Source organism: Phaeobacter sp. PT47_59, assembly GCF_028890025.1.
In the GTDB taxonomy this organism is placed as follows: domain Bacteria; phylum Pseudomonadota; class Alphaproteobacteria; order Rhodobacterales; family Rhodobacteraceae; genus Phycobacter.
The window spans coordinates 1-22,249 of record NZ_JARCJL010000034.1 but is presented as its reverse complement, the minus strand read 5'-3'; the positions used below and the strand labels follow the sequence as shown (position 1 = coordinate 22,249).

The window sequence follows — 22,249 nt, the reverse complement described above, 5'->3', positions numbered from 1 at the left end:
GGGCGCTGCAGGCCGCTGGATCTGCAAGTCCCGCTGGAGGTCCGGCGGATCCTGCAGGTCAGCCGTTGAAAAAGGCCCGCGCGGTGGCTTCGAAGGCGCGCGGGTTTTCGGCGTGAAGCCAATGTCCGGCATTCGGGATCTTGGCAAAGCGTGCGCCCGGAAAACGCGCCAGGATCTCTGGGCGATGCTCGGGGCGCACGTAGTCGGAATTGGCGCCGGACAGGAACAGGGCGACGCCGTCCCACTGGGCGTCAGTCTTCGGGAAGGACAGGATCTTCGGCATCTCACGGGCAAGGGTGTCGAGGTTCAACAGCCAGCGTTTCTCCTGCAGGTCAAGCGACTGCGTGAAGAAGCTCTGCAGCTGTGGGTCCACCCCGAGAGCCGCCAATTGCGCCTGGGCGTCGGATCGGCGCGTCACCTTGCTCAGGTCGACCTTACGCATGGCCTCGATGTATTGGATCTGGCTGTGGCCATAGCTGACCGGGGCGATGTCGGCCACCAGAAGGCGCCGCACCGCAGCCCCGTGTCGCAGCGCCAGCATCATCGCGGTCTTGCCGCCCATGGAATGGCCAAGCACATCCATCTGCCCGCCATGGGCCGCGATGACCTCGGCCAGGTCATCCGCCATTTCCGGATAGCTGTGGCTGTCCCCCCAGGGGCTGGTGCCGTGGTTGCGCATGTCCACCGCAATCACCTGGCGTTCGTCAGACAGGCGTTTTGCAATGACCCCCCAGTTGCGGGCAGAGCCATATAGCCCATGGGCAATCAGAAGGGGCGGCTTGTCGGTCGGGGCACCGTGCAGGATCGTATTCAGCATGGAACTAGGTGTTAAAGCGGCGCTGCGGAATTTGCCAGTCCCATTGAGATCCCATTGAGATGCAGGGGCGGAAAGGTTAGTCTGCGCCGCATGCGACGGCCCAAATCAGATCGGACTCCCTGACCGTGTCCCAGACGCTCATCGATGACATAGAAGAGATCCGCGCCCTCCTGGTCGAAAAGGAGCAGGCCTCGGGCGACCTGTTCACGGCACTGCGAAAGGCGCGCCGCCGCCTGCCGCGCAGGATCTTCGCGCAGGGGCAAAAGCTGGCTACGGCCCTGCCGCTGCTGCAGCATCCAAAGCTGCGGCTGACACTGGATGAAGAGGCCCTGAAAGGGGCCGCGCGCGAGGTGTCCGCCCATCTGAAAACCATCGACCTGGCAGAGCGGCGCAAGGATCGCCTGCTTGGCCTGCTGGGGAGCATGGCGTTCTCGTTATTGGTCGTTGTTGCGCTGTTTATCCTGGTCCTGCGCTGGCGCGGGTTCGTCTAGGCGCAGGCATCCTCAATCCTGCGCAGCTGATGGGGCAGGATTGGCAACGGCCTGCGCGGGGACTGCCCCCAGGGCTTCGCGGAACACAAGGGTCACCGTGGCAAAGCTCACGTAGAGCAGCAAGTACCAGGAGCCCATCTTGGCAAGGCTGACCCAATCCGTAACAGCCTGCCCGTGATAGAGCCAGGTTCGTGTCCCCGTGCCGATATTCTCGGCCAGCCACAGAAAGAAGCTGGACAGAAAGGCGGCCAGCGGCAACGGCATCCAGTAGCGGTTGTGCCCGATGGTAAACCAGATGCGCGTGCGCCAGAACAGGATGACGGTCGCCGCAAAGAGCCCGATCCGGATGTCGGGGATGAAATGGTGAGAGAAGAAATTGCCATAGATTGCCCCCGCCAGAACTAGGGTCAGCCAATACGGCGGGTAGGGGGTGAACCGCATGTCGAACAGCCGGATGACACGGGCCATATAGGAGCCGACCGACGCATACATGAAGCCGGAAAACAGCGGTACGTGCCATAGTTTGAAGATGCCGTCGCCCGGGTAGCTCCAACTGCCCATCTGGATCTTGAAGATTTCCATGGCCGTGCCGGTCAGGTGGAACAGGAAGATGACGCGCACTTCACGCCAGCTTTCCATGCCGCTCAGGAACAGCAGCACTTGCAGTGCAAGGGCATAAAGCAGAAGCGCGTCGTAGCGTGCCAGGGCCCAATCCGCTTGCCAGATGTGATCCGTGACCAGCATGCCAATTAGCAGCAAGGCTCCGAAAATGGCGGCCCAGGCCTGCTTGAGGCCGAACATGACGAACTCAGCCAGGGCAAAGGGCAAACGCGCCCTCATCGCATCGCCAAGGCGACGCTCCAGGCGGCGGGTACGATTGGAGGAACTGGGTAAACCGGACATGTAAAAGGTCTCAATAAAAACTGATATTCGGATCGGCCAAGGTGCCCGGCCGGGTCCTGATCCTGGCACTATCTGTCAGAAATGATGTCAGAAAAAGATGGGGCGTAAAGAAAAGGCCCAGCACGGAAACCGGCTGGGCCCTGAGATCTGGCTGAATGCGTGCCGATCAGAGGTTCGGATAGAGCGGGAAGCGAGCGCAGAGCGCTGCCACCTTGCCGCGCACGGCTTCCTCGACGGCGCCATTGCCGTCTTCACCATTGGCGGCCAGACCGTCGATCACCTCGACGATCAGATCGGCGATGTGGCGGAATTCCTCCTCGCCAAAGCCGCGGGTGGTGCCGGCCGGGGTGCCAAGGCGGATGCCCGAGGTCACCATCGGCTTTTCCGGGTCAAACGGGATGCCGTTCTTGTTGGTGGTGATATGGGCGCGGCCCAGAGACTTGTCCACGATATTGCCAGTGACGCCCTTGGGGCGCAGGTCCACCAGCATCACATGGGTGTCGGTGCCGCCGGTCACGATGTCCAGGCCGCCCTTGATCAGCTGATCGGCCAAGGCCACCGCATTGGCGCGGACTTGTTTCTGGTAGGTCTTGAACTCGGGGCGCAGCGCCTCGCCAAAGGCCACCGCCTTGGCCGCGATCACATGCATCAGCGGGCCGCCCTGGATACCGGGGAAGATGGCCGAGTTCACCTTCTTGGCGATATCGGCATCGTTGGTCAGGATCATGCCGCCGCGCGGGCCGCGCAGGGTCTTGTGGGTGGTGGTGGTCACCACATGGGCATGCGGGAAGGGCGAGGGGTGCTCACCCGCCGCAACCAGACCGGCGAAATGCGCCATGTCCACGTGCAGGTAGGCGCCAACCTTGTCGGCAATCGCGCGGAAGCGGGCAAAATCGATGACGCGCGGGATGGCAGAACCACCGGCGATGATCAGCTTGGGCTGGTGCTCCAGCGCCAGGGCCTCGACCTGATCGTAGTCGATCAGGTTGTCGTCGCGGCGCACGCCATAATGCACGGCATTGAACCACTTGCCCGATTGGTTGGGGGCGGCGCCATGGGTCAGGTGACCGCCCGAGGCCAGATCCATGCCGAGGATGGTGTCGCCCGGCTTGATCAGCGCCTGGAAGACGCCCTGGTTGGCCTGGCTGCCGGAGTTCGGCTGCACATTGGCAAAGCCGCAGCCGAACAGTTCCTTGGCGCGCTCGATCGCCAGGTTCTCGGCCACGTCCACATATTGGCAGCCACCATAGTAGCGGCGGCCGGGGTAGCCTTCGGCATATTTGTTGGTCAGTACGGAGCCCTGGGCTTCCATCACGGCGGCGGAAACGATGTTCTCCGATGCGATCAGCTCGATCTCATCGCGCTGGCGGCCCAGCTCGTCGGTGATGGATCCAAACAGTTCGGGATCGCGCTCGGCAAGGGACTGGGTGAAAAAACCGGGGTCACGGGTGGTCTCGGTCATGCTGGCTCCGTCGGGTTGGAGGTTGGATTGCGCGATTTCCTATAGGAAACGTTGCGGATCTGAAAGCCCGTAAAGCGACGAATAGCTGCGGCAGAACGGCCACTCTGGTGTTTGAGGGAAAGCTGTGCTTGTTTCGGAACCGAATGCGCAGCACCGGAAACAGGGGGGCTGGCATTGAACGGGACAAATGCGCGAAGTGAGCCGAATGAGAACAGCGTCATGAGAATCGCCTTTCTGGCCAGCACGGCAGAGGTTGCACAGCGCGCGCTGAAGGCCCTGACAGACCGCTACGGCAACTGCACGCCCGAGCAGGCAGAGGTGATCGTCGCCCTCGGTGGCGATGGCTTCATGCTGCACACCCTGCATGACACCATCGACCTGAGCGCGCCGGTCTACGGCATGAACCGGGGCACGGTGGGCTTTCTGATGAACGAATACCAGGAAGACGGGCTGATCGCGCGGCTGCGCGAGGCCGAGCAGGAGATCATCAACCCCCTGTCTATGACGGCGATGGACCACAGCGGCAAGATCCACAAGGCGCTGGCCATCAACGAGGTCTCCCTCTTGCGGGCAGGACCACAGGCGGCGCGGCTGAAGATCTCCGTGGATGGGCGCCAACGGCTGGCCGAGCTGGTCTGTGATGGTGCGCTGGTCTCAACACCTGCCGGCTCGACGGCCTACAACTATTCCGCCCACGGGCCGATCCTGCCCATCGGTGCCGACGTTCTGGCGCTGACGGCAGTGGCCGCCTTTCGACCGCGGCGCTGGCGTGGCGCCCTTTTGCCCAGCAATGCGACGGTTCGCTTTGACGTGCTGGAGGCGGACAAGCGCCCGGTGATGGCCGAAGCCGATTCCATATCGTTCCAGGATATCGACTGGGTCGAGATCCAGACCGACACGCGCATCCGTCACAAGATCCTGTTCGATCCCGGCCACGGGCTGGAGGAACGGCTGATCTCGGAGCAGTTCACCTGAACAGGAAAGGGGGCAGGTCTGCCCCCCTTTGCCGGGCAGGGCTTAGCCTCGCGCCTCCATCAACTCCCACAGGGCCTGGTGCATCGGGCCCACGCGGGTTTCGATCGCGGCCGCGGCGTCCACCGCCAGATCCTCGCGCCAGCGGCGGGAGACGATCTGCACGTTGATCGGCTGCGGTCCCTTCTCCAGCTGGGCCAGGCGCGACGGCACGCAGGCTGCTGGAAGGCCGATGAAGTTCATCGCGTAGGAATAGACCGCGCAGCCCAGGACCTCGTGCACCCCCTCGGCGCCTTCGGTGTCGCGGTCGGGCTTGAAGAAGGGTTGCGGCAGGAAGGGCGTCAGGACCAGCGGGTAGTCTTCCAGGAACAGCGACCATTCCCGCGCGTAGTGGCTGCGCTTGGCCATCATCTGCAACAGCTCGGTGCCCGCGAAGGGAGGAAACTCCTGGAAGTAGACCTCGAAGATGTCGCGCACGGTTTGTGACCCGGCTGCATCCACATCCTGTTTCATCATCGCGTAGACCTCGCCCATCAGGGCGCGGTAACCGGTGCGGCCTGCGTCAAAGACATTGGGCGGCTCCACCTCTTCGACCACATATCCCGCGTCGCTCAGCGCATCGCGAGCGGTCAGCAGGGCGGCCTCCACCTCGGGGTGGAGGTCATATCCGTGGGTGTTGCGGGTAAAGGCCACCTTGATCGGCCCCTCCAGTTCCTCGCCACGCCAGGGCAGGGGCACATGGAAGGGATCGCGCGGATCGGGGGCAATCATCGCAGGCATCGCCAAATGCAGGTCGGCGGCGGAGCGGGTGATCAGCCCCTGCACCGACATCGATTGCGCCAGCATGCCGCGTTCGGCCTTCTGGCTGGGGTTCCAGGCAGGGACGCGGCCCAGGCCCGGCTTCACGGTCACAGCGCCATTGGCCGCCGCCGGAAAGCGCAGGGAGCCGCCGATGTCGTTGCCATGGCCCAAGGCGCCGATCCCGGCCATCACCGCGGCCCCAGCACCACCCGAGGATCCGCCCGGGGAGATATGTTTGCCCCATGGATTATGGGTGCGCCCGTGCAAGGGGTTGTCGGTATCGGCCCGGAAGGAAAACTCCGGCGTATTGGTGCGCCCAATCACCACGGCGCCGACCTTGTGCAGGTTCTCCACAACCGGGGCGTCGGCCGGGGCGATCAGGTCCTTCAGCGCGGTGACGCCATTGGTGGTCGCGTGGCCGGTCTGATCGACGTTGACCTTGATGGTCACGGGCACGCCATGCAGCGGCCCCGGTGTGGCGCCTGCGGCACGGGCCTTGTCCAATCCGCGCGCGCGTTCCAGGGCTTCGCTGCTCAGATCCTCCACCACGGCATTGAGGCTTGGGTTGCTCGCCTTCATGCGGTCGAGTGACGACTGTACCGCAGCCTCGGCGGAAATCTCACCGGTTCTGGTCAGGGCGGTCAATTCGGTGGCGCTGAGGCGCCATATATCGTGTCTGGTCATGTCAAATCTCCTGGCTGGCAGGTTAGAGGTCAAGCTGCCGGTTGCAAGAGAAAGCATGCAAGCGGTCCCAGCGTAAAAGGGGCTCTGCTTGGGGCATGGGCGATGCTGCGCGGGTCATTCTTCTGACGGCATGATTCGACAGGCGGCCTGCGATCTTAGCCAACCTGAGTTTGCAGATTTGCAGGGGGCACCAAATATTGCCGGAAATCCTTGCGGAATTGCCGGTTTGCAAAAATTTGCAAGGTGCACCGCCACGAGATTGCAAATTCTTGCCGCTGGATGACGCAGCGCCAACCTGGCGGCTTGCCCGGGTGGCCCGGATGAGCGTAACTCTTCTTCACCAAGGTAGTGAGGAGGATGCCATGTCGTATCAGGACGTATATGCCCGCTGGAAATCGGACCCCGAAGCTTTCTGGATGGAGGCCGCCAAGGCGATCACCTGGGATCAGGCCCCGACCAAGGCGCTGAGCGACCTCGGCGATGGGCTGTACGAATGGTTTGCCGATGCCAAGGTCAACACCTGCTACAACGCGGTGGACCGCCACGTGGAAAACGGCCGTGGTGAGCAGACCGCGATCATCTACGACAGCCCCATCACTCACACCAAGCGCGAGATCTCCTATGTGGAGCTGCGCAACCGGGTTGCAACCCTGGCTGGCGCCTTGCGGGCCAAGGGCGTCGAGAAGGGCGATCGCGTCATCATCTACATGCCGATGATCCCCGAGGCGCTGGAGGCGATGCTGGCCTGTGCGCGTCTGGGCGCGGTGCATTCGGTGGTCTTCGGCGGATTTGCCGCCAATGAACTGGCCGTGCGCATTGACGATGCCAAGCCCAAGGCGATCATCGCCGCCTCCTGCGGGCTGGAGCCGGGCCGGGTCGTTCACTACAAGCCGCTGTTGGATGGCGCCATCGATCTGGCCGCGCACAAACCCGACTTCTGCGTGATCTTCCAACGTGAACAAGAGGTTGCCGAGCTGATCGAAGGGCGCGATGTCAACTGGCACGGCTTCCAGTACGGGGTTGAGCCTGCCGAATGCGTACCGGTCGAGGGCAACCACCCGGCCTATATCCTCTATACCTCCGGCACCACGGGGCAGCCTAAGGGGGTGATCCGTCACACCGCTGGTCAGCTGGTGGCGCTCAACTGGTCGATGAAGAACATCTACAATGTCGATCCGGGCGATGTCTTCTGGGCGGCCTCCGATGTGGGCTGGGTGGTGGGGCACAGCTATATCTGCTATGGTCCGCTGATCCATGGCAACACCACCATCGTCTTTGAAGGCAAACCCGTCGGCACCCCCGATGCAGGCACCTTCTGGCGGGTGATTTCCGAACATAAGGTCAAGAGCTTCTTCACCGCGCCGACGGCCTTTCGCGCCGTGAAACGCGAAGACCCCAAGGGCGAGTTTGTCGGCAAATACGATCTCTCCTGCCTGAAACAGGTCTATCTCGCCGGGGAACGCGCCGATCCCGACACCATTGTCTGGGCGCAAGATCAGCTGAAGGTGCCGGTCGTGGACCACTGGTGGCAGACCGAGACCGGCTGGTCCATCGCCGCCAACCCGCTGGGGATCGAGGAACTGCCCACGAAACTTGGCTCGCCCGCCGTGCCGATGCCGGGCTACGAAGTCGATATCCTGGATGAGGGCGGTAACCCGATGCCCGCTGGCGAGCTGGGCGCCATCGCGGTGAAATTGCCCTTGCCGCCGGGCACCCTGCCGAACCTCTGGAACGCCGAGGAACGGTTCAAGAAAAGCTACCTGACCACCTTCCCGGGCTATTATGAAACCGGCGATGCGGGAATGAAGGACGAGGACGGCTACCTCTATATCATGGCGCGCACCGATGACGTGATCAACGTGGCCGGTCACCGCCTGTCGACGGGCGGTATGGAAGAAGTGCTGGCATCGCACCCCGATGTGGCCGAATGCGCGGTGATCGGTGTCAGCGACCAGCTCAAGGGGCAGCTTCCCGTGGGCTTCCTCTGCCTGAATGCGGGGACCAACCGTCCGGGCGAAGAGATCGTGGCGGAAGTGGTCAAGCTGGTCCGTGAAAAGATCGGCCCGGTGGCGGCCTTCAAGCTGGCCTTGGTGGTGGATCGCCTGCCCAAGACGCGCTCGGGCAAGATCCTGCGCGGCACCATGGTCAATATCGCTGACGGTACCCCGTTCAAGATGCCCGCGACCATCGATGACCCGGCCATCCTGGACGAGATCAAGGACGCCCTGCAAAGCATCGGCTACGCCAAGGGCTGAGGCTTCTGTTCAGAGAGATCAGAGAAAACGCGTCGCAGTGCGGCGCGTTTTCCACTTTTGCGACAAGGATTTCGGGCACAGTGATCGCAACAGTTGCGCGTGGTGTCATGATCCGCGCTTTCACGCCATTGGTGGCGGGAACCCTTGGAGGGACAGCACCGATATGATAGCTGTAAAGATGTATTGAATTCACCCTATTCGTGCCAAACCGAGGGAAAGACCATGCGTCCAAAGGTGTCCTGGGGGGCGAATGCAGACCAGATGGGTTTTGCTCAGCCGCATAACATTTTCAACATTTTCAACGGAATAGTTGGGAATGACGATTTCCTTCTCTCCTCGGAGACAAGCCGCTCCTTTTTGCTGGAAGGGCAAATGGGATTTGCGGGCTATCCGCTTGAGCTGCGGATGACGGTCTCTGGTGTGAACTTCACCTATCAGGGCGATGAGCTGACCGGGGGGCAGATCCGCAGCATCAAGGTGGAACAAATCACCGATAGCGGGGGGATCGCCAGAATCTTCACCATCTCCAGATTGCGGATCGATGCGACCGATCTTTCCGAGGCGATGGAATTCGAAGACAACGGTGGCTTTGATGGCACCGTGGAGGAACTCCTGTACGGTGATGGCTGGAACTATATAGGGGTGCCCTCGGTCGATATCGTTGATCCGGCCGAGATGTTTTTTGGCTATGGCACCGCCTTTGACATGAATGGCGCGGATCGGGTGATCGGCGGCGCCGGCAATGACCGGATCCTATCCGTTGATGGAAATGACTTCGTGAACGGCGGGGCGGGGAATGACTTCATTCGGGGCGGGCTTGGTCGCGACACCCTGAAGGGCGGCGGCGGCGATGATGAAATCTACGGTGACGTCGGATATTGGGACGGGCATGCCGACACCATCTTTGGTGGGGGCGGGGATGACTACATCGAGGCCGGCGCCGGCAATGACCGTGTCATCGGGGGACGCGGCAATGATCGCATGTATGATTCCGTTGGCCGCGATACCTTTATTTTCAACAACAGATCGGGGCACGATTGGGTGCATGACACCGACAATGACGGCGCTGATCTGATCATTCGCACCAACCGGGAGATCACCGTCACCTTCATCAATCAGGAAGGTGAGTTCTCCTCAGGGCCCTGGCAGGGGGAGTACTTTGACCGTGGCTATCTGGTGGAATGGGGGCGCAACAGCGTGCTGCTTGCCACCTATGGCGATATCGAAGACTTTGGTCTGACGGATTACACACTGTTGTAAGGGGCGATCCTGCCGGGCTGCGATGGTGCAAGGCGGCAGGACAAGGCCGTGACTGTTTTGCGATGCAGGGGTGGGCAGGGCGCAGTGTCCCGCGCCCCCGCAGCTCATTTGGTTCAGACCATGTGCCGGGCGCGGGCGCCGCGTTCGATGGCGGCGGCATGCAGGCGGTCGATATTCAGCTCGTACCGCATTTCCTCCAGCAGACGCAGCTCCGATTCCGCGAGGGTGCCATCTGCGGCCGCCACGTCACAGGCCAGCGCATAGGCGGTTTCGAACAGCCGCTCGGGCAGGTTGTCGCGAATGAGGCCAAAGAGCGCGTCCAGCCCGTCTTCCTGTTCGAACAGGTCAAAGACGGTCTGCGAGACGGTGTTGATCCGGTCGATGTCATAATCGGCAAAGACGGGCAGCATGTTGACTGCCGACTGGATCTTCACCAGTTCCGCCGTGCGGATGTTTTCGTCCGAGGCTGAAATCGCCACCATCAGCGCCACAAGGCAATCCTGGGGGGTCATCGGGTGGGGCGTCTGCTCGGTCATTGGGCAACCTTTTGAAAAACTGCGATCCTCAGCGACGATAGGCGGGCTTTTCTGCGGGTGCAACCGTGCGCGCCGCCTTGATCCTTTCGGGGGGCGGTGTTTCGCCGCGAAAGGGGTGTTTTGCCGGGGCGCGAGGCAGATCTGCGCCAGTGTTTATTGACACATGCTGCACCGGCACAATAGAGGGAGAGGCCGGATGCATGACGCATGCCGGTAATGCGGATAGCGGCCCCCAAGGGGCGACCGATGGAGAACAACATGTCTGAACTGCGCGAAACCGCTCTGACGAGCAAAGCCTGGCCGTTTGAAGAAGCACGTCGCATTCTCAAACGTTACGCCAAGGGCGCGCCGGAAAAGGGCTATGTGCTGTTTGAAACCGGCTATGGCCCCTCGGGCCTGCCTCATATCGGCACCTTCGGCGAAGTCGCCCGCACCACCATGATCAAACGCGCCTTCGAGGTGATCTCGGACATTCCGACGCGGTTGATCTGCTTCTCGGATGACCTGGACGGGATGCGCAAGATCCCCGGCAACGTGCCCAATGCCGACAGCCTGAAGGATCATCTGCAAAAACCGCTGACCTCGGTGCCCGATCCCTTTGGGACCCACGACAGCTTTGGCGACCACAACAACGCCATGCTGCGCCGGTTCCTTGATACATTCGGCTTTGAATACGATTTCTATTCGGCCACCGAATTCTACGGCACTGGCCAGTTCGACGAGATCCTGAAGCGCGCCTGCGAACGCTATGATGCGATCATGGAGGTCATGCTGAAGTCCCTGCGCGAGGAACGGCGCCAGACCTATTCGATCTTCCTGCCGATCCACCCGGAAACGGGGCGGGTTCTTTACGTGCCGATGAAGAAGGTGGATGCGGAGAACCACACCATCACCTTTGATGACGAGGACGGCAAGGAATGGACCCTGCCGGTCACCGGCGGCAATGTGAAGCTGCAGTGGAAACCGGACTTTGGCGCGCGCTGGGCGGCGCTGGAGGTCGATTTTGAAATGTATGGCAAGGACCATAGCACCAACACGCCGATCTATGACGGTATCTGCCGGATCCTGGGTTGGCGCGCGCCCGAGCATTTCACCTATGAGCTGTTCCTGGATGAGAACGGCCAGAAGATCTCGAAAACCTCGGGCAATGGCGTGTCGATCGATGAATGGCTGACCTATGCCTCGACCGAGAGCCTCGCCTATTTCATGTACCAGAAGCCCAAGACCGCCAAGCGGATGCATTTCGATGTGATCCCCAAGGCGATGGACGAATATCACCAGCAGCTGCGCGCCTACCACGGGCAGGATCTGAAGGCGCAGCTGAACAACCCGGTCTGGCACATCCATGGCGGCGATGTGCCGGAATCCAAGATGGTGGTGCCCTTCTCGATGCTGCTCAATCTGGCTTCGGTGGCTTCGGCCCATGACAAGGAAACCCTTTGGGGCTTCATCCGCCGCTATGCGCCAGAGGCAACGCCCGAAACCCATCCCGATCTGGATGCGGCGGCGGGCTATGCGGTGAAATACTACGAGGATTTCGTCGAGCCGGAGAAAGTCTTCCGTGCTCCTTCCGATGCCGAGCGCGCCGCACTCGAGGATTTCCGCTCCAAACTGGCGGGTTTTGACGGGGAAAACACCGGCGAAGCCCTGCAGGGCGTGGTCTTCGAAGTGGGCCGGGAACATTTCGGCAAGGAGAACATGCGCGACTGGTTCAAGGCGCTTTATGAGGTGCTGCTCGGCGCCAGCCAGGGGCCGCGGTTTGGCGGGTTCGTGGCACTCTACGGTGTCGATGAAACCGTTGCCCTGATCGACAAGGCATTGACCGGGGAGCTGGGCTAAGTCAGACCCGGCACAGAAGCGAACAGGGGCGCCCATGGGGCGCCTCTTTTCGTTTGCGCGCTGCCCTTGGGGGTGCAGAAGCGGCGCACGCCCGTCTGAGACGAGGTTAAGCCGGATCCCCTACACCCTTTGTCCAACTGCGCCCTCGTGCGCATCTGCGGCATAGGAAAGGGTTTTCCATGAACAAGGTGATCACCGACGGTCTGCAACTGATGCCTCCGCCGTTCGAGGAGGGGTTGGATCAGTGGTCCAGCGGCGACGGCACGCCGGGCTCGGATACCTATGACGGGGCGGTGAACGCGGCCTTCGTGGCGGCGGATGCGGATTTCGGCGGCTGCCTTGAGCTTCAGAAGGTCGAGGCGACGCAGAAACTGCGCTACATGGGGAACACGCCGATCCTGCCGGGCTGCTATTTGCAGGTGAAGGCCCGGATCAAGGCGATCAGCGGCGCGCTGCCGACGGTGCGGATCGCCGGATGGGCCGGGGATGGCGGCAACAGCCATGTCAGCGGCGTGGTCGAGGTGGGCAGCAGCACCACGCTCAGCTCTTACGGTCAGGTGGTGGAGGTCACCGCCATCGTCGGCACCGGCAGCCGGTCGGGCGTGGATATGCCCTGGGGCTTGCAGGCGGAATACGGTCATCTGGGGCTGGATCTGATCGGCCCGAATGGCGGTATCGTTCGGATCGACGATATCGAGATCATCGATATCACCAGCGCCTTTCTGCGCGACATGATCAGCCTGGTGGATGTCACGGATTTCGGCGCCGTGGGGGATGGCTCGCAGGACAACACCGATGCCTTTGAGGCCGCGGATGCCGCGGCAGACGGGCGGCGCATTCTGGTGCCTGCGGGGGACTTCCGGATTGCCAGCACGGTCTCCTTGAACAGCGAGGTGGTCTTTGAGGGCACGCTCTCCATGCCGACGGCGGCGATCCTCTTGTTGCGGCGCAATTTCGATTTCCCCTCCTATGCGGCGGCCTTTGGTGACGAGGAACTGGGGTTCAAGAAGGCGTTTCAGGCGCTTTTGAACAATGTCGATCACGAATCCCTGGATCTGAGGGGGCGCATGGTCTCCATCACCGAACCGATCGACATGCAGGCGGCGGTGCCCAATCGCAACTCCTTCGCGACACGGCGGGTGATCCGCAATGGCCAGCTTTCGGCCGTTGGCGGATCGGCCTGGGATACCGATGTGGTGCATTCGCAGGCAACCTACAGCAGTGGTGATGCCCGAACGCTGACCAATGTGGCCAATGTGGCCAATATCCCGGTGGGGGCGCTGGTCGAAGGCAGCGGTGTGGGGCGCGAGGTCTACGTGCGGGAGAAGAACACCGGTGCAGGGGAGCTGACCTTGAGCAAGCCGCTTTATGATGCGGTCGGCACGCAGAATTTCACCTTCCGGGATTTCAAGTATATGCTTGATTTCTCGGGCTTCAGCCAGCTCAGCAAATTCGGCATGACCGAAGTCGAGGTGCAGTGCAATTCCCATTGCAGCGCCATCCGGCTGGCCCCTGCGGGCACGGTGTTCAGCCTGGATCACTGTTTCATCTCCCGCCCCAAGGATCGCGGCATTTCCTCGATCGGAAACGGATGCCAGGGGATCCTGGTGGACCATTGCCAGTTTCTATCCTCGGAAGAGGCCGTCGATGTCCCCAGCCGCAGCAGCGTGGCCCTGAACGTCAATGCCAATGATGCCAAGCTGCGCAACAACCGCGCCACCAAGTTCCGCCACTTTGCCCTATTGGCCGGTGGGAACAACACGGTGACGGGAAACCATTTCTTCCAGGGGGATGAGGTCTCCAACGGCGTGCGCACCGCCGGGCTGGTGCTGACGGAAAACTACAATGCCTCCACCGTGTCGGATAACTATATCGACAACTGTTTTGTGGAATGGACCAATGAACACGACCCGACACCGGACAATACCGGCGGCTTTTCCTTCAGCGCCCTGTCGATCACTGACAATGTGTTTCTGTCGGGCGATGTCGCACCCTGGTTCAGCTACATCGTGGTGAAACCCTATGGCGCGGATCACTATCTGAACGGCATTACCGTCTCCGGCAACAAATTCCGCTCGATCAATGGCAGCATCGACCGGGCCGAGCGGGTCGATACCAGTTTCGCGGACCTCGATTTCAGCCGGACCCGCATGGTGTTCTTCGAGGGCAATACATACCACAATATCGACCATGGTGCGGCCAGCCCGCTGCGTGTGGAACATGTGCAGGGCAGTGCTGCCAGCACCTGGACGGTGGATACCGACCTGCAGCTCCCGTTTGAGGGGCGCGCCCGCAATGTGGATGCGGTGACGGCGCTGGGGCCGATCCGGACGGGGGGCGGCAGCAGCCGCTACGCGATGCCCTATGTCCAGGTCGAACAGGGCGGCAATCGGGATCAGATCCGGCTCAACTGGGAGGAGGCGGTGCGTGGCGAGGTGCAGGTGATCGTCCGCGTCGACCGATAGGCGGCGGGGAGGGGGCGCTACTGCCCCGGCATGAGATCTTCAGGCGTCAGATGAAAGGCCTTGCCGAAGCCGCCATTGAGATGACCGGAGGCCAGCTCAAGGCGGATAAAGGCGAAATCTGCAAATCCGATATAGAGTTTTGCCTTGGGGTGGCTCTGCAGATAATGGCTGGCAAGGCGGTCGTGCTCTTCCCCGCTGTTGGAGACGAAGCGCACGCGCCCCTGCAGGCTCAGCCGGGGGTGGGTCAGGGGATCGCCCTTGATGCCGGGCTCCCCCACCATCAGCGAACAGGCCGGGTTTCCTTGCAAGGCGCGGGTGTGGGCGGATAGGGTGGAAATCAGGCTGATCGGCTGCCCTTCGGGGCTTAGACCAAAGGCAACCCGTGTCACCAAGGGGCAGCCGTCATCGCCGATCACCCCAAGTGCTGCGAAACGCGCCTCCCGCATCAGGGTCCGGGCAAGATGCCTTGCCTCATCATCGGTCGGGCGGATCGGGCTGGTCATTGCAATACTCTGTCGGTCTGGTGTTTCAGAACCTATGCCACAGGGCAATTCTCAGGCCAAGGCTGCGGTTTGCGGCCTGTTTGCGCTCCAATCCGACAACAAGCTCCTTTTGCGCGGTAATCCGGTAGCGCAGGCTGGGAATGATCGCATAGGAGAGCGCCTGGCCGGGGCTCTTGGACGTTTCGATCTGCAGCATGGGGGACAGGGCGCCGTGCCGGTTAAAGCCCAGCGTGGCATCCAGTTTCCACAGCGGATCAGGTGCAGCTGCGCGCCTTTCGTATGTTGCATCAATCGTCGCCCAGCCGCTGCCCGTTCGGGTCGGAAACCCGTGACCTGCCGACAGCGTCACCCGATAGATGCCATCCCATCGACCCTGCCAATGGGCTCCGCCGACAGACAGTGACACCGCAACCGGAAAAGAGCCGTTTCGCCGCCCCAGGGGGAGGCGCGCAAACAGCATGGCATGGCCCGAATCCCGATGGTTCTGGTGGAGATCCAGTCCGAGCGTCAGGTGATCGGACCAGCCGTATTCCCCATAGTAGTTCAGCTCATGTCGCCAGTCGCCCATCGCCGTTTGGCGCAGGGTGGCGCTGGCCGATGTAAAGATGCCCTTGTGGTCCTGAATCCATGGACCTGCCTGCACAGCCATGGGGGATGCTGTGGCGATCAGGGCACGCAATAGGAAGGGGAACCGCACTCGCAAAAATCCCAGGCCTTGCCGACTGACACAATTGCACACAACCCTTGCGTGTTTCTCTCGTAAAAGCAACCCAACGGATAGGCGTGCATTTTTCCGGGAAACCGTCGTAGACTGATCCTGGGTGAAACCTGTCAGGGAGGAAGAAATGCTCACCATATCCAAAGGGGCCGCGGTTCAGACGGTCCTCACGACCTTCGAGACGACACCTGGAACATGCCAGGATCTGCTGGATGCGCTGACCGACGCCTATAAGAACTACATCTCCCTGCAGCCGGGTTTCATCGCGGCGGGCTTGCATGTGAACGATGCGCAGACCCGGATTGCCAACTACTCCCAATGGCGCCAGCGGGAGGATTTCATGAACATGCTGCGCACCTCGGAAATGCGCGAGCGCAACCGCCATATCAGCTCCTTGTGCCGCAGTTTCGAACCGGTGATGTATGAGGTCGCGGCGACCTTTGATGACGAGACTTCAAAAAACTGATATGGATCAAGGCTTAACACTCGGCTGCCTTGCAGGATGGTGACAAGCCCGAATGACTGGAGGACCAACATGTACCACAATATTCTCGTTCCGATTTCCTTTGATCCCGATCGCGATGTATCCGCGCCCTTGAAATTGGCCAAGCTTCTGGCAACCCCCGAGGCCAATATCACCCTGTTGCATGTGGTGGAGCAGATTCCGTCCTATGCGATCTCCTACATGCCCGCCGACTATATGGCGGAGGCGCGCCAGGCCATCGAAAACGAGCTGGCGGCGCTGGCGGATACGCTGCCCAACGCCAAGGGGCTGGTGATCGAAGGCCATTCGGGGCGCTCGATCCTCGACTATGCTGAACAGAACAACCCCGATCTGATCATCGTGGCATCGCACCGCCCGGGCATGCAAGATCTCCTGCTCGGCTCCACTGCCGCACAGGTGGTGCGCCATGCCAAATGCGCGGTCCACGTGGTGCGCTGAGGCGGGGCAGCAGAGGATCTGTAGCGGATTAGACTGGGAGGCAGAGCGCAGGCTTGCAAGGCCGCGCCCCTCAAGATCAGTGGAACGCTTTGTTCGAGCGTTCCGCGCGCCGATGCAAAATCGATGCGTTCAAAGCGAAGCCGGATTGTCTGCGGGGGCTGATGGCTGCCCTGTCGCTGGGATCAAAGCGTGTCGAAATCGACAAAGCGGTAATTCACGTCCTCAAACTCCATGTCGGCAGTTTGAAACAGTGTTGCCGATGCATAGTCTTCGACTTGCTCCAATGGATCTGCTGTTACGACGATGTCGCCACTCTCATCTCGGGAGAAGTAGACTTCGACGTTTCCATCAGCATGGAGGATCAGATCTTCGCCAGCCTGGTAGTCAACAATCAAGGCAAAACTTCGGACATAAAAATCGTCGTCACCCTGGCCGCCTTCGCCAATAATGTCACCATCCCGACGCTGCGGTGTTGACCTAAAATGCAACTCATCGTCGCCGACGCCGCCGTGCATGTATCGGCCTGAATAGAGAACATCATCCCCAGCGTTTCCCCTTACCCGCGCGCCCCCTAGGATATCTGCGTTCTCTGCAAGACGGATGACAAAGTCTGCCCGATCCAGGAAAGCAGCACGATCCACTCCATCAAGAGCGACCGAGCCCCCATTTGAGTTGAACACGACGCCGTCCGGATTGTCGACGATGTTGAAACGGGTCGTCTGGTAGGCGGTAATGTTCAAATCGTCACTGAAAAGGTTGAAATCATCGATATGATCGAACCCAGTTCGTTCGATGCGGCTAAAGGTGAACTCAAAAACATCGCGTCCGCTACCGCTGACAATCGTGTCATTGCCCAGGCTATTGGTGATCGTGTCGTTGCCTTTGCCGCCAAAGATCTTGTCGTTTCCAGCGCCACCGTCCAGACGATCATTGCCCGCATCCCCATATAGCCGGTCACGCCCGCCGCCGCCTTGTAGGTCGTCGTCACCCTCGCCCCCGCGCAGGGTGTCTTTGTCCACGCCCCCATCCAGGGTGTCGTTACTATCTCCACCAAAAAGGCTGTCCTCTCCGGCGCCGCCGATCAGCCTGTCCTTGCCGCCGTAGCCAGAGAAACGGTTGTTTTGCTCATCGCCGATCAGCGTGTTCCCCGACGAATTTCCGCGCACGTGCTGGATATTGTCGATGCCGCCGCTCAGGTTGCCATTCTCATCCAGAAACTCACCCTGATCGAGATCGACGCCTACCCCCTGAAAGTACTGGGATAGCTTTAACCGGTTGAGATCCGCGCCGCCATCAATTCGGCTGGTGGGGTTCGAAATGATGAAAGTGTCATTTCCAGAGTCCCCCTGAATATCGGCCCTGTATCCGTGAAAATCGGAAAAGGTATCATTCCAAACGGTGCCGACAATACTCAGGACAGGGTCGCCCAAGGCCGCAAGCAAGCTGTCAGGCGGCAGGTTGCCCCCTTGAATAGAATCAATGTAGCGCTGTGCCAGGCGCGAGGCTTGCGAGAGCGAGAAATTTGCATCCTGACTCTCGGCGGTGCTGATGCCGTTCACGCGGTAAGTAAACCAGCTCACCTGCCCGGAAAGGGCGCCACCTGAAGTGACCTCCAGCCCGGTGCCGCCCAGTGTGAACTCGCCGTTGGTGAGGATCCTGCCGTCTCCATCGCTCGCGTCGGTCCAGCCCGCATCCGAAGAAATGGCAAAGATCAGGTCAAAAATGGGATTTCTGTCGTAATTTCGATACTGGAAAACTTCCATTGGTCTCTCCAATAATAACCAAGTGGGCAATCAATACATGCCTATTCTATGCGAAATGGGCCCCCTTCCTGTCCAGTATTATGTCACCATGCCCAGGCAGCCGCAGCGCCATCGGTGTGATCGCACTGCGGCGGGCGGCACCGGTGATGATCAAAGTCGCCCTTTGAAATGGCGGGGCGGAGAGGCGGGTTAAAACTTCTTCTGCGACTTGCCGCGATAGGTGCGGGTGCCTGCCTTGCCGGCGGTTGAGCGCCCCCGCGCCTTGGTCGCCTGTTCTGCGGCGGCCTCCACAGCGGATTGCCGGGCCAGGGGATCGTCCGACACAGCCAGATCCACGGCTTCGAGCCGTTTTATCTCGTCGCGCAGGCGGGCGGCTTCCTCGAATTCAAGGTTTTCGGCCGCCTTGCGCATGTCCTCGCGCAGACCATTCAGATGCGCCTCCAGGTTGGCGCCATGCATCGGCTTGTCGATATTGGCGGTGACCCGGTTCATGTCCACATCGCCCTGATAAAGCCCCGCCAGCACGTCCTCGACGTTCTTCTTCACCGTCTCTGGCGTGATCCCGTGTTCCTCATTATAGGCGATCTGCTTGGCGCGGCGGCGCTCGGTCTCGTCGATGGCGCGCTCCATCGAGCCGGTGATACGGTCGGCATACATGATCACCCGACCTTCAGCATTTCGTGCGGCGCGGCCGATGGTCTGAATGAGGGAGGTTTCCGAGCGCAGGAAGCCTTCCTTGTCCGCATCCAGGATCGCGACCAACCCGCATTCGGGAATGTCCAGGCCCTCGCGCAGCAGGTTGATGCCGATCAGCACGTCAAAGGCGCCAAGGCGGAGATCGCGCAGGATCTCGATCCGCTCCAGCGTGTCGATGTCACTGTGCATGTAACGCACCTTGACGCCCTGTTCGTGCAGGTATTCGGTCAGATCCTCGGCCATGCGTTTGGTCAGCACCGTGCAAAGCGTGCGAAAGCCATCCGCCGAAACCTTGCGGATCTCGTCCAGAAGATCGTCCACCTGCATGTCGACGGGGCGGATCTCGACCTTGGGGTCAAGCAGCCCCGTGGGGCGGATCACCTGTTCGGCAAACACCCCGCCGGATTGCTCCATTTCCCAGGCCGCAGGCGTGGCCGAGACAAAGACCGACTGCGGGCGCATCGCGTCCCATTCCTCGAACTTGAGCGGCCGGTTGTCCATGCAGGAGGGCAGGCGGAAGCCATGTTCGGCCAGGGTGAACTTGCGCCTGTGGTCGCCCTTGTACATGCCGCCGATCTGCGGCACCGAGACATGGCTTTCATCGGCAAAGACGATCGCGTTGTCGGGGATGAATTCGAACAATGTGGGCGGCGGCTCACCCGGGGCACGCCCCGTCAGGTAGCGCGAATAGTTCTCGATGCCGTTGCAATGGCCGGTCGCCTCCAGCATTTCGATATCGAAATTGGTGCGCTGTTCCAGCCGCTGCGCCTCCAGCAGCTTGCCATCGCCGACCAGCTGATCCAGCCGCATCCGCAGCTCTTTCTTGATCTCGATAATCGCCTGGTTCAGCGTCGGTTTTGGCGTCACGTAGTGGGAATTCGCATAGACGCGGATCCGCTCGAAACTGCCGGTGCGCTCGCCGGTCAGGGGATCGAACTCGGTGATCGCCTCCAGTTCCTCGCCAAAGAACGACAGCTTCCAGGCGCGGTCCTCCAGGTGGGCGGGAAAGATCTCCAGCGTGTCGCCGCGCACCCGGAAGGAGCCGCGCTGAAACGCCTGATCGTTGCGCTTGTACTGCTGGGCGACCAGATCCGCCATGACCTGCCGCTGATCGTACATCTCTCCCACCTTCAGATCCTGGGTCATTGCCGAATAGGTTTCGACCGAGCCGATACCGTAGATGCAGGAGACCGAAGCGACGATGATCACATCGTCCCGCTCCAGAAGCGCCCGCGTGGCCGAGTGGCGCATGCGGTCGATCTGTTCGTTGATCTGGCTTTCCTTCTCGATATAGGTGTCGGAGCGCGGCACATAGGCTTCGGGCTGGTAGTAGTCGTAGAAGGACACGAAATACTCGACCGAGTTTTGCGGAAAGAAGCCCTTGAACTCGCCATAGAGCTGGGCCGCCAGCGTCTTGTTCGGGGCCAGGATGATGGCGGGGCGCTGGGTTTCCTCGATCACCTTGGCCATGGTGAAGGTCTTGCCGGTGCCGGTCGCGCCCAAGAGCACCTGGTTGCGTTCGCCCTCCAGCACGCCCTGGCTGAGTTCCGCAATCGCGGTGGGCTGATCGCCGGCCGGAGCGAATTCGGTCTGCATCACGAAGCTCTTGCCGCCTTCCAGTTTGGGCCGTTGCTCGGCCGCGCGTTCGGTCATCTTCGGCTGCGATTTGTCGGAATGGGCGTAGGGCATTTTCGCTCCTGTCTCTGGCGCGCTCACATTTGATCTCTTTTTGTTCTTTTTCAAGGGGGAAGTGGCACAAAACCACCCCCTGGGGCGCGCTGCAGCGCCCCGGCATTTCGTCTTGTCTCTAATCCAAAGCGAAAACGATCTTGCCGCAGCGCCCGGATCATCGCATATAGGCAGCATCGATTGAGTAGGGGACTACAATGCAAGCGCGTATTTACCGACCAGCGAGAAATGCCATGACCTCTGGCATGGCAAAGACCCGGAAATGGGTTCTGGAATTTGCTCCGGCCAGCGCGCGTGAAGTGGATCCTCTGATGGGGTGGACCTCCTCTGCGGACACCCAAAGCCAGGTGCGCCTGCGCTTTGACACCAAGGAAGAGGCGCTGGACTATGCCCGGGACCACGGTATTACCGCCGAGGTGATCGAACCCAAGCTGCGCAAGGCCAATATCCGCCCCGGTGGCTATGGCGACAATTTCGCAACCAATCGTCGCGGCCCCTGGACTCATTAAGCGGCCCCGGCGAGCGACAGGAATGCAGGATTTCCAGATCTCCCCAGCCCACCCCGGCGATCCCGATGCGGCTCACCTGATCCGCAGTCATGTGGAGCAGATGGCGGCACAATCTCCGAAGGAGAGTTGTCATGCGCTGGATGGCAATGGGCTGGACAGCCCTGCCGTCGCGTTTTTTCTGTTGCGCAATGGCTGTGCAGCCGTGGCCATGGGGGCGCTCAAGCGGCTGGACGATGCGGCCTTTGAGCTGAAGTCCATGCATACCTTGGTGGAGGTGCGTGGCAGCGGTGCGGGCCGTGCCATGCTGGAACATCTGATGGATCTGGCGCGCCACGATGGGGCGACCGATATCTATCTTGAAACCGGATCCACAGAGTATTTCAAGGCGGCGCGAAACCTGTATGAATCCTATGGGTTTGTCGAATGCGCGCCCTTTGGTGACTATGTCGAGGATCCCTGGTCGACCTTTATGCACCTGGATCTGCGCGCGGCGTCTTGACCCTCTGGATGCCGGTGTCGTAACTGGTCCCAGCGGTCCCTTAGCTCAACTGGATAGAGCAGCTGACTTCTAATCAGCAGGTTGAGGGTTCGAGTCCTTCAGGGATCGCCAATCGAGTTTCCCCTTCAGATAGACCGGTCAGTTAGACCTGGGTAACCAGCGCCCAAAGCGCCAGCACTGGGCTGGGGTTCATGATTTGGCAAGCATCGGGAATGCCTGCGGGTTATTCATTGTTTTCAATGGAATAGATGGTCTTGGGAATTTTTTTGGTGGAAAGCGGTTAAAATGGCAAAACACCGCTTGACGATACCCGAGGCCTAGGAATATTACACCCCAACGTTCGGCAGCGATGCTGAACGGGCAGCGAGCGGTTGTAGCTCAGTTGGTTAGAGTACCGGCCTGTCACGCCGGGGGTCGCGGGTTCGAGCCCCGTCAACCGCGCCA

20 protein-coding genes and 2 tRNA genes are annotated in these 22,249 nt (G+C 60.9%); 12 read left to right on the top strand and 10 right to left on the bottom strand.

The genetic code is table 11. The features are described from left to right. Window positions 1-58: 58 nt before the first annotated feature. Complete coding sequence (locus PXK01_RS20000; protein WP_274849200.1) at window positions 59-817, bottom strand: alpha/beta fold hydrolase; 759 nt, start codon at window positions 815-817, stop codon at window positions 59-61. Window positions 818-942: 125 nt separating this feature from the next. Between PXK01_RS20000 and PXK01_RS19995 the strand changes: the two genes are divergently transcribed. Then, window positions 943-1,308, top strand: a complete 366-nt coding sequence (locus tag PXK01_RS19995) for a hypothetical protein (protein ID WP_274849201.1) — start codon at window positions 943-945, stop codon at window positions 1,306-1,308. 12 nt (window positions 1,309-1,320) lie between these two features. Here PXK01_RS19995 and PXK01_RS19990 read toward each other — a convergent pair whose 3' ends face one another. From PXK01_RS19990 to PXK01_RS19980, 3 genes are all read right to left on the bottom strand, one after another. Next, complete coding sequence (locus tag PXK01_RS19990) at window positions 1,321-2,211, bottom strand: DUF817 domain-containing protein (protein WP_274861487.1); 891 nt, start codon at window positions 2,209-2,211, stop codon at window positions 1,321-1,323. Between the two features lie 166 nt (window positions 2,212-2,377). Beyond that, the gene (glyA, locus tag PXK01_RS19985; protein ID WP_274861486.1) at window positions 2,378-3,673 is read right to left on the bottom strand and encodes a serine hydroxymethyltransferase; all 1,296 of its coding nucleotides are present in this window, start codon (window positions 3,671-3,673) and stop codon (window positions 2,378-2,380) included. Beyond that, on the bottom strand, window positions 3,670-3,894 hold the full coding sequence (locus PXK01_RS19980) for a hypothetical protein (protein WP_274849203.1): 225 nt from the start codon (window positions 3,892-3,894) through the stop codon (window positions 3,670-3,672). Before PXK01_RS19980 ends, glyA begins: the two co-directional genes overlap by 4 nt. On the opposite strand from PXK01_RS19980, the gene PXK01_RS19975 reads away from it, so the two are divergent. Continuing rightward, entirely contained in the window at window positions 3,893-4,648 is a 756-nt protein-coding gene (locus tag PXK01_RS19975; protein WP_274849204.1) for an NAD kinase, read from the top strand. The two genes, PXK01_RS19980 and PXK01_RS19975, sit on opposite strands and share 2 nt — an antisense overlap. Window positions 4,649-4,690: 42 nt before the next feature. On the opposite strand, the gene PXK01_RS19970 is transcribed toward PXK01_RS19975, so the two are convergent. After that, window positions 4,691-6,130 (bottom strand): amidase family protein, encoded by a 1,440-nt coding sequence (locus tag PXK01_RS19970; protein WP_274861484.1) that lies wholly within the window; start codon window positions 6,128-6,130, stop codon window positions 4,691-4,693. Between the two features lie 362 nt (window positions 6,131-6,492). On the opposite strand from PXK01_RS19970, the gene prpE reads away from it, so the two are divergent. Both prpE and PXK01_RS19960 read left to right on the top strand, forming a co-directional pair. After that, window positions 6,493-8,385 carry a propionate-CoA ligase PrpE gene (gene prpE, locus PXK01_RS19965; protein WP_274861483.1) on the top strand — a complete coding sequence of 631 codons (1,893 nt, stop codon included), beginning with the start codon at window positions 6,493-6,495 and terminating at the stop codon, window positions 8,383-8,385. A gap of 372 nt (window positions 8,386-8,757) precedes the next feature. Continuing rightward, window positions 8,758-9,645, top strand: coding sequence for a calcium-binding protein (locus tag PXK01_RS19960; protein ID WP_274849207.1), 888 nt, complete (start codon window positions 8,758-8,760; stop codon window positions 9,643-9,645). Between the two features lie 113 nt (window positions 9,646-9,758). Here the strand turns inward: PXK01_RS19960 and PXK01_RS19955 are convergent, their stop codons facing one another. Next, window positions 9,759-10,181 carry a tellurite resistance TerB family protein gene (locus PXK01_RS19955; RefSeq protein ID WP_274849208.1) on the bottom strand — a complete coding sequence of 141 codons (423 nt, stop codon included), beginning with the start codon at window positions 10,179-10,181 and terminating at the stop codon, window positions 9,759-9,761. A gap of 258 nt (window positions 10,182-10,439) precedes the next feature. Between PXK01_RS19955 and PXK01_RS19950 the strand changes: the two genes are divergently transcribed. Together PXK01_RS19950 and PXK01_RS19945 are read left to right on the top strand one after the other, a co-directional pair. Further along, window positions 10,440-12,020, top strand: a complete 1,581-nt coding sequence (locus PXK01_RS19950; protein WP_274861481.1) for a lysine--tRNA ligase — start codon at window positions 10,440-10,442, stop codon at window positions 12,018-12,020. Window positions 12,021-12,199: 179 nt separating this feature from the next. Next, the gene (locus tag PXK01_RS19945) at window positions 12,200-14,485 is read left to right on the top strand and encodes a glycosyl hydrolase family 28-related protein (protein WP_274861480.1); all 2,286 of its coding nucleotides are present in this window, start codon (window positions 12,200-12,202) and stop codon (window positions 14,483-14,485) included. A gap of 17 nt (window positions 14,486-14,502) precedes the next feature. Here PXK01_RS19945 and PXK01_RS19940 read toward each other — a convergent pair whose 3' ends face one another. Both PXK01_RS19940 and PXK01_RS19935 read right to left on the bottom strand, forming a co-directional pair. Beyond that, a complete protein-coding gene (locus PXK01_RS19940) occupies window positions 14,503-14,988 on the bottom strand; it encodes a HugZ family pyridoxamine 5'-phosphate oxidase (RefSeq protein ID WP_274861479.1) in 486 nt (161 codons plus the stop codon). Window positions 14,989-15,013: 25 nt separating this feature from the next. Further along, window positions 15,014-15,637, bottom strand: coding sequence for a hypothetical protein (locus tag PXK01_RS19935; RefSeq protein WP_274849213.1), 624 nt, complete (start codon window positions 15,635-15,637; stop codon window positions 15,014-15,016). A 196-nt stretch (window positions 15,638-15,833) separates the two neighbouring features. On the opposite strand from PXK01_RS19935, the gene PXK01_RS19930 reads away from it, so the two are divergent. Then, on the top strand, window positions 15,834-16,172 hold the full coding sequence (locus PXK01_RS19930) for an antibiotic biosynthesis monooxygenase family protein (protein WP_274849215.1): 339 nt from the start codon (window positions 15,834-15,836) through the stop codon (window positions 16,170-16,172). Between the two features lie 69 nt (window positions 16,173-16,241). After that, entirely contained in the window at window positions 16,242-16,649 is a 408-nt protein-coding gene (locus PXK01_RS19925; protein ID WP_274849216.1) for a universal stress protein, read from the top strand. A 182-nt stretch (window positions 16,650-16,831) separates the two neighbouring features. Here the strand turns inward: PXK01_RS19925 and PXK01_RS19920 are convergent, their stop codons facing one another. Both PXK01_RS19920 and uvrB read right to left on the bottom strand, forming a co-directional pair. Beyond that, window positions 16,832-18,412: a calcium-binding protein gene (locus tag PXK01_RS19920; RefSeq protein WP_274849217.1), complete on the bottom strand. Its 1,581-nt coding sequence runs from the start codon at window positions 18,410-18,412 to the stop codon at window positions 16,832-16,834. 189 nt (window positions 18,413-18,601) lie between these two features. Continuing rightward, window positions 18,602-20,797, bottom strand: coding sequence for an excinuclease ABC subunit UvrB (gene uvrB / locus PXK01_RS19915; protein ID WP_274861477.1), 2,196 nt, complete (start codon window positions 20,795-20,797; stop codon window positions 18,602-18,604). 197 nt (window positions 20,798-20,994) lie between these two features. On the opposite strand from uvrB, the gene PXK01_RS19910 reads away from it, so the two are divergent. The 4 genes from PXK01_RS19910 (at window position 20,995) to PXK01_RS19895 (ending at window position 22,249) form a co-directional block, all read left to right on the top strand. Next, complete coding sequence (locus PXK01_RS19910) at window positions 20,995-21,306, top strand: ETC complex I subunit (RefSeq protein WP_274849219.1); 312 nt, start codon at window positions 20,995-20,997, stop codon at window positions 21,304-21,306. 22 nt (window positions 21,307-21,328) lie between these two features. Continuing rightward, window positions 21,329-21,805: a GNAT family N-acetyltransferase gene (locus tag PXK01_RS19905; RefSeq protein WP_274849220.1), complete on the top strand. Its 477-nt coding sequence runs from the start codon at window positions 21,329-21,331 to the stop codon at window positions 21,803-21,805. A 34-nt stretch (window positions 21,806-21,839) separates the two neighbouring features. Continuing rightward, window positions 21,840-21,916: transfer RNA gene (locus PXK01_RS19900), tRNA-Arg, on the top strand. 256 nt (window positions 21,917-22,172) lie between these two features. Next, a tRNA-Asp gene (locus PXK01_RS19895) sits at window positions 22,173-22,249 on the top strand.